Consider the following 12967-nt stretch of genomic DNA (forward strand, 5'->3'; position numbering starts at 1 on the left):
CCGGCCCCCACGCCGGACGGGGGCGGTCCTGTGTCCACGCGGCGCGGCAGTCAGGCCGGTGCCGATGCCTTGACGGCCGCGCCCGTCCGGGCCGCCTTCCGTACGGCGCGGCGGCGGGTCGGCAGGCCGAAGGTCGGGTGGGCGACGCCCCAGGCCCCGCTCTTGCAGGCCAGTTCCTTGTAGAGGGCGGCGAACCGCCCGGTCAGAGCCGCGTCGACAGCTCGGTCGTCGGCGGTGACGTACTGGATCAGGGCTTCCTTGCGGCCCAGCGAGATGCACTGGTTGAAGTACCGGATCGGCATGTGCGGGAGCTTCCCGCCGGTCAGGCGCGCCGCGATGGCGTTGGCGGCCTGCCACGCGGTGGGGACGCCCGAGGCGCACGACATGCGCAGCGGCTTGTCGCCGGGGCCCATGACCATGGCCGCGTCGCCGACGGCGTACACGTCCGGGTGCGAGACCGAGCGCATGGTGTCGTCGACGACGATCTGACCCGTGCCGGTGACCTCCAGGGCGGTGGCCCGCGCGATCGGGTGGACCGCGAAGCCGGTGGTCCACACGGTGACCGCGGCCGGGACGGCCGTGCCGTCGGCGGTGGTGACGCGGTCGGCCTCGACGCCGGTGACGGTGGCGTGCTCGTGCACGGTGACACCGAGCGTGCCGAGGACCTTGCGCAGGTGCCCGCGGCCCTTGCCGGAGAGCCGGTCGCCGAGGGCGCCCCGGGTGACGAGGGCGACAGCGAGGTCCGGGCGGGCCTCGGCGATCTCGGTCACGGCCTCCAGGCCGGTGAGGCCGCCGCCGACGACGGCCACGGGCTGCCCGGCGTCCAGGCCGGCCAGGCGTTCGCGCAGCCGAAGCGCTCCGGGCCGGCTCGCGATCTCGTGGGCGTGTTCGGCGGTGCCGGGGACGCCCTGGTCGTTCCAGCCGCTGCCGAGGGCGTACACGAGGGTGTCGTACTCCAGTTCCCCGGCGCCGCCGTTCACGTCGGTGACGGCGACGGTCTTGCGGTCGACGTCGACGCCGGTGACGCGCGCGAGCCTCAACTCGACGCCGGTGCCCGCGAACATCTCGCTCAAGGGCCGGGGCCTCGGGTCCTGGCCGACCGCGAGCTGGTGCAACCGCACGCGCTCGACGAAGTCGGGCTCGTCGTTGACGAGGGTGATGGTGACGTCGTCACGGTGGAGCCGCCTGGCGAGACGGCCGGCCGCGAAGGCTCCGGAGTACCCGGCGCCGAGGACGATGATGCGGTGCTGCATTTCCTGCTCCTGTCTGCTCGCGGTTTCGCCCCTTGAACCGGGCAGCGCGCCGTTTCCTGACAGGAACAGGGTGTGAAGCACCTCACATCGTGCCCAGTGTCCAGTGCTCAGCGCTCAGCGCTCAGTGCTCAGAAGGCGTGGAACAGGGGTTCTCCATGGTCGGTGGATGCCCACACCTCGGTCGCCCGCTGGAGCTTGTCGGGGTTGACCTGGTTGCGGAACGCGGCGATGCCGTCGGCGGTGATCTCCAGGCACATGATGCCGATGACCCGGCCGTCGAGGACCGCCACAATGGCGGGTCCGCCGTTGGCGGTCGCGATGTAGATCCCGGGCGAGCCGCCGACCAGTGCGCGCTTGGACCGTGCGGGTTTGAACACGCCCCGCAGGAACCTCGCGACGGCGAGGGCGCCCTCGAACGGCTTGGCGCGGGCCGGGACCTTCCCGCCGCCGTCACCGACCGAGACGGCGTCGGCGGTGAGCAGCCGTACGAGCGGCTCGGTCTTCCCGCTGGTGGCGGCAGCCAGGAACTCCTCGACGATCCGCCGGGCGGCGGCCTCGTCGATCTCCGTGCGGGCCTTGCCGTCCGCGATGTGCTTCTTGGCGCGGTGGTGGATCTGCTGGGCGGCGGCCTCGGTGATGCCGAGGATTCCGGCGATCTCGCGGTGCGGGTAGTCGAAGGCCTCCCGCAGCACGTACACCGCCCGCTCACGGGGGGACAGCCGCTCCATGAGGGTGAGGACGGCGTACGAAACCGACTCGCGCTGTTCGGCGGTGTCGGCCGGGCCCAGCATCGGGTCCGTGCCGAGCAGCGGCTCGGGGAGCCAATGGCCCACATAGGTCTCGCGCCGCGCGCGGGCCGAAGTGAGGTGGTTGAGGCACAGGTTGGTGAGCACCTTCGTCAGCCACGCCTCGGGGACCTCGATGCGCCCGGCGTCGGCGCCCTGCCAGCGCAGGAACGTTTCCTGCACGGCGTCCTCGGCCTCGCTCGCGGACCCGAGGAGGCGATAGGCGATGGCCTCAAGACGGGGCCTCGCGGCCTCGAACCGGTCCACGTCCTTCATGGTCAGCGGCATGGCTCGGATATTAGCCCGGTCACGCGGTGCTTCGTGTGCGCAGCGGGCTTCCGGTGACCGGCCCAACACCGGAGCCGTGGCGGCGCGTTGGCCTTCAGCCGCGCCCGGGACGCGAGGGCGCCGACCACGCGCCCGCACGGCGTGGGTGAACAGCCGTCAGTTTGGCGGCGCGCGGGGCGGTTACCCGCACACCATGGCTGACACGACGAACAAGACGACGACGGCAACGAAGGACCGGGCGCGCGGCGCGGCCAAGGACGCGTCGCGCACCGCCGCGCAGTCCGCGCGCGGCGGCAAGGAGGCGCTCGCCGGGATCGGCGGTGCGACCACCGAAAAGGCCAGGTCCGCGGCGAGGACGGTCCAGTCGGCCGTCAGCACGGCGGCCGGGCAGACCGTCGGCAAGGCGGGCGTGGCCTGGACGCTGGTGAAGGCCAGGAAGGCCATCGCCGCCGGTGCGGGCGCGAGCGTGGTGACCGTGGTGGCCTCCTCGTACGCCCTCGGCCGCCGTGCCGGACTGCGCCAACGCGGCCCCCTCTCCCGCCTCACCGGCGGGCGCCTCTGACCCTCCGACGGCGCAGGACCCCGCCCCGCCGCCCCCGCCGCCCCCGGCGGCCCCCGAGCGTCCGCCGGGTCGGCCGGGGGTGGCGCCGGGTCGCCGAGGACGACGCCTCCGGACGGCCAACGCGGCCCTTCCGGCCAACGGCCCCGCTGAGCAAGGGCGGCCGGCCTGGCCAACCACGTCCAGGCGGCCGAACGGCGGCCCTGGCGGTTCAAGGGCGGCCGAACGGCGGCCCCGGGCAGCGGTGGGCGGCAGCCGCGGGCGATCGAGGTGCCCACACGATGACGTCGGACGGCCAATGCGGCCTCGTCGGCCAACGGCCCCGGGTGGCCACGGGTCACGGACAGGGCCCGGCGCGGCCGACCACGGCCGGGTGTGCCGATGCCGGCCACGGGCGGCCCGGGCGGCCGGCGACAGCCACGGGTGGCCCAGCGCCGGCCCGGACAGCGAGGGCAGTCGGGGGCGCCCCAACGATGGCGTCGCACGGCCAACGCGGCCTCGTCGGCCAACGGCCCCGGGGCCATGGGGCGTCGGCTGCGCCCGGCGTGGCCAGCCACGCCCCGGGGCCACGGGTGGCCAGCCGGAGCCCGTGGCCGTGGGTGGACAACTCGCCTGGAGTCGCCCGCATGTGGCACACGGCCACGGTGTGGACCACGGGTCGGCGCAGCCCCGCGTGGAGGCGAGCGCGGTGGCTGGTTCGGGGCTGTGGGCGGGGTTGGCGTCTGCGTTCTGGGGGGTGGGGCTGGGAGAGTGGGCCGCATGACCGACTCCTTGCGCATGGCCCACACCTACGAGCTGGCCCCCGCGGCCCTCGCCGCGATACGGGCCATGCTGAACGCCGCCTTCGACGGGGGCTTCACCGACCAGGACTGGGACCACGGCCTCGGCGGCGTCCACGCGTACGTCGAGGACGAGCACGGCATCGCCGCCCACGGCAGCGTGATCATGCGCCGGGTGGCGCACGCGGGGCGCTCGTACCGCGTCGGGTACGTGGAGGCGGTCGCCGTCCGCGCCGACCGGCGCCGCCAGGGGCTGGGCGGCCGGGTGATGACGGCGCTGGAGGAGGTCGTCGACGGGGCGTACGCGTTCGGCGCCCTGTCCGCGTCCGACGACGGCGCCGAGCTGTACCGGGCGCGCGGCTGGCAGTTGTGGAACGGCCGCGTCGAGGCGTACGGACCGGACGGCGTCGTACACCTGCCGGACGAGGAGGACTCGACGTACCTGCGCCCGGCGGCCGGCCGCCCCCTGCCCGCCGCCGACGCGGGGGCGCTGCTCTTCGACTGGCGCGACGGCGACGTCCTGTAGACGGTTCCGGTGGAGCCCCCGTCTCAGATAGTAGGAAGTCCGAGTAATTGTGGAGACAGACGCTCGGCCACCGCTTAGCTTTGTAGGAGCCGAACGTCTCGCTCCATCAAGCGAACGGCGGACGAGAGCGCTGTGCCCCCGGCAGGCAACCCCTGCGGCCGTGCTCCCCGCCCCTTCCGGCGCCTCGAATCAGTTCTGATCTCAAGGAGTCGATCGTCATGGCCGCTGAGACCGTCGTTCGCCGCGTCCGCCACACCGCCCCCCGCCGTACCGACACCGACACCGAGCGCCGCAACGCGGCCGCCGCGCTGCAGCGGGCCCTCGACCGGCGGGACAATGGCGGGGCCACGGGCCACTGATCGGAGCTACTGACCCACCGGGTCACTGACACACCGCCTGACACGTACGTCCACATTCTGGAACGTTCATGTCAGGCAATGGGACGGGGAGTAGGGTGCGGACATGTCTCGCAGCATCAATCTCGCAGTGGTTCCCGGTGACGGCATCGGCCAGGAGGTCGTGGCCCAGGGCCTGAAGGTCCTTCGCTCCGTCCTCCGTGAGGATGTGAAGCTGGAGACCAAGGAGTACGACCTCGGCGCCCAGCGCTGGCACCGCACCGGGGAGACCCTCCCCGACGCGGAGCTGGAGTCCCTCAAGACGCACGACGCCATCCTGCTCGGCGCGATCGGCGACCCGTCCGTGCCCTCCGGCGTCCTGGAGCGCGGGCTGCTGCTCAAACTGCGCTTCGCCTTCGACCACTACGTCAACCTGCGTCCGTCGAAGCTCTTCCCCAACACCGCGACCCCGCTGGCCGGCCGCCCCGACATCGACTTCGTCGTCGTCCGCGAGGGCACCGAGGGCCCGTACACCGGCAACGGTGGATCTCTCCGTACGGGAACGGAGCACGAGGTCGCCACCGAGGTCAGCGTCAACACGGCGTACGGCGTCGAGCGTGTCGTCCGTGACGCGTACGAGCGGGCCAACGCCCGCCCGCGCAAGAAGCTGACGCTGGTCCACAAGAACAACGTCCTGGTCTACGCCGGCCACATGTGGAAGAAGATCTTCGACAAGGTCGGCCAGGAATACCCCGAGGTCACCACCGACTACCTGCACGTCGACGCCGCGACGATCTTCTTCGTCACGCAGCCCGAGCGCTTCGACGTCATCGTCACCGACAACCTCTTCGGCGACATCCTGACCGACCTCGCCGCCGCCGTGACCGGCGGCATCGGCCTGGCCGCGTCCGGCAACATCAACCCGACGGGCGAGTTCCCGTCGATGTTCGAGCCCGTCCACGGCTCCGCGCCCGACATCGCGGGCCAGGGCAAGGCCGACCCCACCGCGACGATCCTGTCCGTCGCGCTGCTCCTGCGTCACCTCGGGTACGAGGCCGAGGCCGTCCGTATCGAGGAGGCGGTCGCCGCCGACCTGGCGGAACGGGACGGCTCGACGCCGCGTACGACGGACGAGATCGGCGACGCGCTCGCGGTACGCGTAGCGAGCTGACCCGCCGACTGAAGATCATCAGACACAGCCGCCGGGTCGCACACGCACCCGGCGGCTTCTCCTGTGCGGCCCCGGGTGCCACCATCAACCCTGGACCGCACTCTCATAGCCGTTTCATTGCACGGGGTCACGCGCGCGATAATCGAACGCGGGGCCGCGGCATGCGGGAAAGCTCGGACGTCCTAGCAGGTGTAGCGGCGTGAGCGCGGTCCGTCACACACAACGGTGTAAGGACACAGCACTCATGACGACGACGCCCACGATCGAGCTCAAGCCCTCCTCGAACCCGCTGTCCGACGCGGAGCGCGAGGCGATTCTGGCCAACCCCGGTTTCGGCCGCCACTTCACCGACCACATGGTGACGATCAAGTGGACGGAAGGGCGCGGCTGGCACGACGCCGAGCTCACGCCGTACGCGCCGCTCTCGATCGACCCGGCGAACATGACCCTGCACTACGCGCAGGAGATCTTCGAGGGTCTGAAGGCCTACCGCCGCCCCGACGGCTCGATCTCGCTCTTCCGGCCGGAGGCCAACGCCGAGCGGTTCCAGATCTCGGCCAAGCGCCTGGCCATGCCGGAGATGCCGGTCGACATGTTCGTCGCCGCGTGCGACGCGCTCGTCCAGCAGGACCAGGCGTGGGTGCCGCCGCACGGTGGTGAGGAGTCGCTGTACCTCCGCCCGTTCATGATCGCCAACGAGGTCGGGCTGGGCGTCCGCCCGGCCAACGAGTACCTGTTCATCGTCATCGCCTCGCCGGCCGGCGCGTACTTCCCGGGCGGCGTGAAGCCCGTCTCGATCTGGCTCTCCGAGGACCGCGTCCGCGCGGTCCCGGGCGGCATCGGCTTCGCCAAGACCGGCGGCAACTACGCGGCGTCCCTGCTCGCCCAGGCCGAGGCGGCCGCGAAGGGCTGCGACCAGGTCGCGTACCTAGACGCGGTCGAGCACAAGTGGGTCGAGGAGCTCGGCGGCATGAACCTGTACTTCGTGTATGGCAACCGCATCGTCACCCCCGAGCTCACCGGCTCCCTCCTCGCCGGCATCACCCGCGACTCGCTCCTCCAGCTCGCCCGTGACCTCGGGTACGAGGCGGAGGAGGGCCGCGTCTCCATCGACCAGTGGAAGCGCGACACCGAGAGCGGCACCCTCACCGAGGTCTTCGCCTGCGGTACGGCGGCCGTGATCACCCCGGTCGGCACGGTCAAGTCGGCGAGCGGCGAGTGGACCCAGTCGGGCGGACAGCCGGGCGAGGTCACCCTGCGGCTCCGCAAGGCGCTGCTGGACATCCAGACCGGCGCGGCGGCCGACCCCCACGGCTGGACGCACCAGGTCGCCTGACGCGTACGCGGCGTCTTCCGGGGCCCGGCCGCCGCATGCGGCGCCGGGGTCCGGGGGTGAAGCCGCCGGATGTACGAAGCGCCCGCGCCCCCCGCTCGAGGGCGCGGGCGCTTCGCGGTGCGCCGCGCGTCAGGGCGCGGCGGTCTCGGGTTCGGGCACCGGGAGGGTGCCCGGGGCCTTGGCGGTGGCCGTGAGCGCTGCGTACGCCAGTCCACCGACCAGGCCCGAGAGGACGAAGCTCACGTCGACGCCGGCCGTCAGCGCCAGCAGCGGGCCCTCGTACAGGGGCGTCGAGACGGCCGCGAGGCCTACCGCCGCGCCGAGCGCCCAGGACACCGTGGCGCGGGGCTCCCAGCCGGCGCGGAACCAGTAGATCCCGCCCTTGGCGCGCCGGTTGTAGACCTGGAGCGCCTCCGGGTCGTACACCCCGCCGCACCGGAGGTGGCCCATCAGCGTGATGACCGCCCACGGCGTGCCGATCGCGGTCAGCAGCAGCACGAACGAGGTCATCGCCGACTGGGCGTCCCACGCGAAGTGGCCCACGAAGACGAACACCGTCGCCACGGCGGCGACCACCAGAGTGGCCCTGGCACGCGTCGCGCGCGGCACGATGGCGTCCAGGTCGAGGCCCATCGAGTAGAGCATCAGCCCCGCGTTGCCGACCGACCCGGCGCTCGCCGCCACCAGCAGCGGCAGCAGGTACCAGGGCGCCGCCGTCTCGACCAGCGGCCCGGCGTAGTCGAGGCCCGCCCGCGCGGCCAGCGCCGTGAACGTACCGAACAGCTGCGGCACCAGCAGGCCCAGGAACAGGCCCACGCACGTCGCCCGCCACACCGTGCGCGGGCTGTACCGCTCCGGCGAGACGTACCGCGTGTAGTCGCCGAGCAGCGTGATGAAGGCGATCGGGCCGCTCAGCCCCGCCGCCACGGCGGACAGCAGCCACGTCGGCCAGAAGGAGCCCAGCAGGTACGGGGTGTCCGGCGGCGGCGCGGTCGTGAAGTCGCCCGCGTACGCGAGGACGCCGAGCAGCAGGAGCACGGTCATGCCGACGGCGAGGTACCGGCTGATCCGCAGCAGCAGCCGGTAGCCGTACACGGCGGCCACGACCGTACAGCCGGCGAGCAGCACGTACACGAGGGTGTGGGCCACGGGTCCGGTCGGTACGTCGAAGAGCCGGGACAGCGTGCCCAGCATCACGTCGCCGCCGATCCACAGCGTCAGCGCGGTGTACCCGAGGGACAGCAGCAGGCCCACGACCGAGCCGACCAGCCTGCCGCGTACGCCGAAGAAGGCGCCGCTCGACGTCGACAGGTTCGTCGCGGTGCGCAGCGAGACCAGCGCGAGCGGGGCGGTGACGGCGACGCCGACGATCGTCCCGGCCAGGATCGAGGTGACCGAGGCCCACAGGCCCAGCCCGAAGGAGACCGGCAGCCAGCCGAAGACGATCACGCCGAGGCACAGGTTCGAGCCCAGCAGGATCGAGACGAGGTCACGCGGCCGGCTGGTGCGTTCCGCTTCCGGGATGGTGTCGACTCCGCGCTGTTCAATCGGCATGGGCGCTCTCCCTTGCTCTGCTCGTCGACGTCGGGGGGATGTTTAGAGTGACGCTCAATGTGACTCATGCCCAGCGCCCACGTCAATGGTTCCATCCCTGGAATCTTGTGGTTAGAGTGTTGCTCAAACAGGAGGTGTGGTGACGTGCGACTGACCCCCACGGAGCGCGACCGGCTGCTGATCTTCGGCGCCGCCGAGCTCGCCCGGGCCCGCCGGGCCCGTGGTCTGAAGCTCAATGTCCCCGAGGCGACCGCCCTCATCGCGGACACCGTCTGCGAGGCGGCCCGCGACGGACGGCGGCTCGCCGAGGCGATCGAGCAGGCCCGCTCGGTGCTCGGCCCCGACGACGTCCTGCCGGGCGTCGCTGACGTCGTGACCGAGGTCCATGTGGAGGCCGTCTTCGACGACGGCTCCCGGCTCGCCGTGGTCAGCGACCCGATCGGCGGAGGCAGTCAGGAGAGCGACGCGCCGGGCGCGCTGCTGCCGGGGCCGGGGCACTCCGATCCGGAGCCCGTGGTGCGGCTGAGCGTCACCAACACCGCGAGCGTGCCGGTCTCCGTCACCTCGCACTACCACTTCTTCGAGGCCAACCCGCGGCTCGACTTCGACCGCGCCCAGGCCTACGGCATGCGGCTCGCCGTCCCCGCCGGATCGTCCGTGCGCTTCGGGCCGGGCGAGAGCGACGAGGTCGGGCTGGTCCCGATCGGCGGCGACCGGATCGCCATCGGCTTCGCCGGACTGGTCGACGGGCCGCTGGACGCGCCGGGTGCCCGCGAGGAGGCACTGCGCCGGGCCGCCGCCTGCGGCTACCTCGGCGTACCGGAAACGACTGACCAGGAGGCCGACCGATGAGCCGCCCCGGAGGCCACCCCGCCGAAGCGCGCCGCCTCACCCCCTACGAGTACGCCGCCACCCACGGCCCCCGCGCCGGCGACCGCGTCCGCCTCGGCGACTCGGGCCTCACGGTCCGGGTCGAGTCGGACGCCCAGAAGCCGGGCGACGAGTTCCTCGCCGGCTTCGGCAAGACCGCCCGCGACGGACTGCACCTCAAGGCCGCCGCCGTCCGCGAGACCTGCGACGTCGTGATCAGCAACGTCCTGGTCATCGACGCCGTCCAGGGCATCCGCAAGGTGTCCATCGGTATCCGAGAGGGCCGCATCCACGCGATCGGCCGGGCCGGCAACCCCGACACCCTCGACGGCGTCGACGTCGTCGTCGGCACGGGCACCAGCATCGTCTCCGGCGAGGGTCTCATCGCCACGGCCGGCGCCGTGGACACCCACGTACACCTCCTCTCCCCGCGCATCATGGAGGCCTCCCTCGCCTCCGGCGTCACCACCATCATCGGACAGGAGTTCGGTCCTGTCTGGGGTGTTGGCGTCAACTCGCCATGGGCGCTGCGTCACGCCTTCAACGCCTTCGACGCCTGGCCCGTCAACATCGGCTTCCTCGGCCGCGGCTCCTCCTCCCACGACGCCCCGCTCATCGAGGCGCTCGCCGAGGGCGGCGCCTCCGGCTTCAAGGTCCACGAGGACATGGGCGCCCACACCCGCGCGCTCGACACCGCGCTGCGCGTCGCCGAGGAGTACGACGTCCAGGTCGCCCTCCACAGCGACGGCCTGAACGAGTGCCTGTCCGTCGAGGACACCCTCAAGGTGCTGGAGGGCCGGACGATCCACGCCTTCCACATCGAGGGCTGCGGCGGCGGCCACGTCCCCAACGTCCTGAAGATGGCGGGCGTCCCCAACGTCATCGGCTCGTCCACCAACCCCACCCTTCCCTTCGGGCGGGACGCGGTCGCCGAGCACTACGGAATGATCGTCTCCGTACACGACCTGAAGACCGACCTGCCCGGCGACGCGGCCATGGCCCGCGACCGGATCAGGGCAGGGACGATGGGCGCGGAGGACGTCCTGCACGACCTCGGCGCGATCGGGATCACGTCGTCGGACGCGCAGGGCATGGGAAGGGCCGGCGAGACCGTACGCCGGACCTTCGCCATGGCCGGGAAGATGAAGGCCGAGCTGGGCCCCCTGGAAGGCGACGGGGACGGCGACGACAACGCGCGCGTCCTGCGCTACATGGCCAAGCTCACCATCAACCCGGCGATCGCCCACGGCCTCGCGCACGAGGTCGGCTCGATCGAGGTCGGCAAGCTCGCCGACATCGTGCTGTGGCGGCCCGAGTTCTTCGGCGCCAAGCCGCAGCTCGTGCTGAAGTCGGGCTTCCCCGCGTACGGGGTCGTGGGCGACCCGAACGCCGCCACCGACACCTGCGAACCGCTGGTCCTCGGGCCGCAGTTCGGGGCGTTCGGGGCGACGGCCGCCGACATCTCGGTGGCGTTCGTCTCCGGGGCGGCCGCGCAGGCCGGCAACGACCTGATGCCCACCCGCCGCCGCCGGGTCGCCGTACGCGGCACGCGCGGCATCGGCCCCGGCGACCTGCTGCTCAACTCCCGTATCGGCGAGGTCGCGGTCGACGGCCGCACCGGGCTCGTCACCCTCGACGGCGATCCGGTCCGCTCCGACCCGGCCGAATCCGTCTCCCTCAACCGCCTCTACTTCCTCTGAGGACACCCACCCCATGAGCACTTTCCGCATGCCCGCCGAGTGGGCCCCCCACGAGCGCACCTGGATGGCCTGGCCGGGGCCGAACCCGACCTTCACCAACGACGACGAGCTGCGCGAGGCCCGCGAGGCATGGGCGTCGGTCGCCCGCGCCGTACGCCGCTTCGAGCCGGTGACCGTGGTCCACGCACCCGGCGACGAGGCGTCCGCCCGTGAGCTGCTCGGCCCGGACATCGACCTGGTCGAGCGCGACCTGGACGACGCGTGGATGCGCGACATCGGCCCCACCTTCGTCACCAACGGCCAGGAACTGGCCGCCGTGGACTGGGTGTTCAACGGATGGGGCGCGGCGGACTGGGCGCGCTGGGAGCACGACTCGAAGATCGCCCGCCATGTCGCGGACATCGCCGGCGTCCCCGTACACAGCAGCCAGCTCGTCAACGAGGGCGGCGCCATCCACGTCGACGGCGAGGGTACGGTCCTGCTGACCGACACCGTCCAGCTCGGCCCCGAGCGGAACCCCGAGTGGACGCGCGAGCAGGTCGAGGCGGAGATCCACGCCAAGCTCGGCACCACCAAGGCGATCTGGCTGCCCCGCGGCCTGACCGGCGACTACGGCATGTACGGCACGCGTGGCCACGTCGACATCGTCGCCGCCTTCGCCCGCCCCGGTGTCGTGGTCGCCCACACCCAGCCCGACCCGGCCCACCCGGATCACGAGCTGTGCAAGGCCAACGTGGACCTGCTGCGCAAGCAGACCGACGCCAAGGGCCGCCGGCTGGAGGTCGTCGAGGTCCCGGCCCCGACGGTCCTCCAGGAGGACGGGGAGTGGGTCGACTACTCCTACATCAACCACTACATCTGCAACGGCGGTGTGGTGCTGTGCGCCTTCGACGACCCGCGCGACGAGATCGCCGCGGGCATCTTCCGCCGCCTCTTCCCGGACCGTACGGTCACGCTGGTCGACGCGCGGACGATCTTCGCGGGCGGCGGCGGCATCCACTGCATCACCCAGCAGCAGCCCAAGGTCTGACACCGGGGACAGGGACGATCGGGTACAACGTACGAGTGAACGAACCCCGTACGACACCGGCCGCACGGCGGCGCAACAGCGCGCCGCCCCGGGAGGAGCTGCTCGCCGCCGCCATGGCGACCATCGCCGAGCGCGGGCTCGACGGGCTCACCATGGCGGGGCTCGGCCGTGAGGTCGGGATGAGCAGCGGGCACCTCCTCTACTACTTCCGCACCAAGGACGAGCTGCTGCTCCAGACCCTGGAGTGGAGCGAGGGCCGTCTCGGCGCCGAGCGCAGCGCACTGCTGTCGCGCCCGGCGCCGGTGCGGGAGCGGCTGGTCGCGTACGTCGACCTGTACGTGCCCGACGGCCCGCGCGACCCGCACTGGACGCTCTGGCTGGAGGTCTGGAACCGCTCGCAGAACGCCGACGCCGACGCCCGCGCCCGCCAGGCCGCCATCGAGGGCGCCTGGCACCGCGACCTGGTCGCCCTCCTCGCCGAGGGGATATCCCGTGGCGAACTGCGCACCGTCGACCCCGACCGGTACGCGGCCCGCCTGCGCGCCCTCCTCGACGGCTTCAGCGTCCACGTGGCCGTGGGCATCCCCGGCACGGGCCGCGCCCAGGTCCTGACCCACGTCCACGACTTCCTCGAGGACACCCTGCTGCCCTGACACCGGGGTCATCCGGCCCAGGGCCGGTCGCGTGCCCACCGGCCCGCACCCGAACGTCCGCCCCCCGGCGCCCCGGCCGCCCGCCGGGCACGCCCCCCGGCGCCCCGGCCCGTCCGCCGGGCACGGAG

Annotated in this window: 12 protein-coding genes; 9 read left to right on the top strand and 3 right to left on the bottom strand. The window is 72.5% G+C overall.

Annotation, left to right across the window (positions count from 1 at the left end):
- Nucleotides 1-50: 50 nt before the first annotated feature.
- On the bottom strand, nucleotides 51-1253 hold the full coding sequence (locus AMK26_RS12110) for an NAD(P)/FAD-dependent oxidoreductase (RefSeq protein ID WP_073754515.1): 1203 nt from the start codon (nucleotides 1251-1253) through the stop codon (nucleotides 51-53).
- A 128-nt stretch (nucleotides 1254-1381) separates the two neighbouring features.
- Nucleotides 1382-2326: an RNA polymerase sigma-70 factor gene (locus AMK26_RS12115; protein ID WP_073754516.1), complete on the bottom strand. Its 945-nt coding sequence runs from the start codon at nucleotides 2324-2326 to the stop codon at nucleotides 1382-1384.
- A gap of 193 nt (nucleotides 2327-2519) precedes the next feature.
- Between AMK26_RS12115 and AMK26_RS12120 the strand changes: the two genes are divergently transcribed.
- The 5 genes from AMK26_RS12120 to AMK26_RS12135 all read left to right on the top strand — a co-directional run bounded on the left by AMK26_RS12120 (nucleotide 2520) and on the right by AMK26_RS12135 (nucleotide 7032).
- The gene (locus AMK26_RS12120) at nucleotides 2520-2888 is read left to right on the top strand and encodes a hypothetical protein (RefSeq protein ID WP_073754517.1); all 369 of its coding nucleotides are present in this window, start codon (nucleotides 2520-2522) and stop codon (nucleotides 2886-2888) included.
- A 756-nt stretch (nucleotides 2889-3644) separates the two neighbouring features.
- Nucleotides 3645-4190, top strand: coding sequence for a GNAT family N-acetyltransferase (locus tag AMK26_RS12125; protein ID WP_073754518.1), 546 nt, complete (start codon nucleotides 3645-3647; stop codon nucleotides 4188-4190).
- A 218-nt stretch (nucleotides 4191-4408) separates the two neighbouring features.
- Nucleotides 4409-4549 carry a hypothetical protein gene (locus AMK26_RS37245; RefSeq protein WP_198944036.1) on the top strand — a complete coding sequence of 47 codons (141 nt, stop codon included), beginning with the start codon at nucleotides 4409-4411 and terminating at the stop codon, nucleotides 4547-4549.
- 103 nt (nucleotides 4550-4652) lie between these two features.
- A complete protein-coding gene (locus AMK26_RS12130) occupies nucleotides 4653-5696 on the top strand; it encodes a 3-isopropylmalate dehydrogenase (RefSeq protein ID WP_073754519.1) in 1044 nt (347 codons plus the stop codon).
- A gap of 244 nt (nucleotides 5697-5940) precedes the next feature.
- Nucleotides 5941-7032 (top strand): branched-chain amino acid aminotransferase, encoded by a 1092-nt coding sequence (locus tag AMK26_RS12135; protein ID WP_073754520.1) that lies wholly within the window; start codon nucleotides 5941-5943, stop codon nucleotides 7030-7032.
- Between the two features lie 129 nt (nucleotides 7033-7161).
- Here the strand turns inward: AMK26_RS12135 and AMK26_RS12140 are convergent, their stop codons facing one another.
- Nucleotides 7162-8586 (bottom strand): cytosine permease, encoded by a 1425-nt coding sequence (locus tag AMK26_RS12140; protein WP_073754521.1) that lies wholly within the window; start codon nucleotides 8584-8586, stop codon nucleotides 7162-7164.
- A 144-nt stretch (nucleotides 8587-8730) separates the two neighbouring features.
- On the opposite strand from AMK26_RS12140, the gene ureA reads away from it, so the two are divergent.
- The 4 genes from ureA to AMK26_RS12160 all read left to right on the top strand — a co-directional run bounded on the left by ureA (nucleotide 8731) and on the right by AMK26_RS12160 (nucleotide 12839).
- Complete coding sequence (ureA, locus tag AMK26_RS12145; protein ID WP_073754522.1) at nucleotides 8731-9438, top strand: urease subunit gamma; 708 nt, start codon at nucleotides 8731-8733, stop codon at nucleotides 9436-9438.
- The gene (locus tag AMK26_RS12150; protein ID WP_073754523.1) at nucleotides 9435-11156 is read left to right on the top strand and encodes an urease subunit alpha; all 1722 of its coding nucleotides are present in this window, start codon (nucleotides 9435-9437) and stop codon (nucleotides 11154-11156) included. The genes ureA and AMK26_RS12150 overlap by 4 nt, the downstream gene beginning before the upstream one ends.
- Before the next feature lie 13 nt (nucleotides 11157-11169).
- Nucleotides 11170-12186, top strand: coding sequence for an agmatine deiminase family protein (locus AMK26_RS12155; RefSeq protein ID WP_073754524.1), 1017 nt, complete (start codon nucleotides 11170-11172; stop codon nucleotides 12184-12186).
- A gap of 98 nt (nucleotides 12187-12284) precedes the next feature.
- Nucleotides 12285-12839, top strand: a complete 555-nt coding sequence (locus AMK26_RS12160; protein ID WP_073754795.1) for a TetR/AcrR family transcriptional regulator — start codon at nucleotides 12285-12287, stop codon at nucleotides 12837-12839.
- The last annotated feature ends 128 nt before the right edge of the window (nucleotides 12840-12967 follow it).

The organism is Streptomyces sp. CB03234 (assembly GCF_001905885.1).
GTDB lineage: Bacteria > Actinomycetota > Actinomycetes > Streptomycetales > Streptomycetaceae > Streptomyces.

Bases quoted from the DNA above. Each gene is read 5' to 3' on its own strand.
- AMK26_RS12150 (WP_073754523.1), top strand. From the start codon at position 9,435: ATGAGCCGCCCCGGAGGCCACCCCGCCGAAGCGCGCCGCCTCACCCCC.
- AMK26_RS12120 (WP_073754517.1), top strand. From the start codon at position 2,520: ATGGCTGACACGACGAACAAGACGACGACGGCAACGAAGGACCGGGCG.
- AMK26_RS12140 (WP_073754521.1), bottom strand. From the start codon at position 8,586: ATGCCGATTGAACAGCGCGGAGTCGACACCATCCCGGAAGCGGAACGC.
- AMK26_RS12110 (WP_073754515.1), bottom strand. From the start codon at position 1,253: ATGCAGCACCGCATCATCGTCCTCGGCGCCGGGTACTCCGGAGCCTTC.
- AMK26_RS12130 (WP_073754519.1), top strand. From the start codon at position 4,653: ATGTCTCGCAGCATCAATCTCGCAGTGGTTCCCGGTGACGGCATCGGC.
- AMK26_RS12155 (WP_073754524.1), top strand. From the start codon at position 11,170: ATGAGCACTTTCCGCATGCCCGCCGAGTGGGCCCCCCACGAGCGCACC.
- AMK26_RS12135 (WP_073754520.1), top strand. From the start codon at position 5,941: ATGACGACGACGCCCACGATCGAGCTCAAGCCCTCCTCGAACCCGCTG.
- AMK26_RS12115 (WP_073754516.1), bottom strand. From the start codon at position 2,326: ATGCCGCTGACCATGAAGGACGTGGACCGGTTCGAGGCCGCGAGGCCC.
- AMK26_RS12125 (WP_073754518.1), top strand. From the start codon at position 3,645: ATGACCGACTCCTTGCGCATGGCCCACACCTACGAGCTGGCCCCCGCG.
- AMK26_RS37245 (WP_198944036.1), top strand. From the start codon at position 4,409: ATGGCCGCTGAGACCGTCGTTCGCCGCGTCCGCCACACCGCCCCCCGC.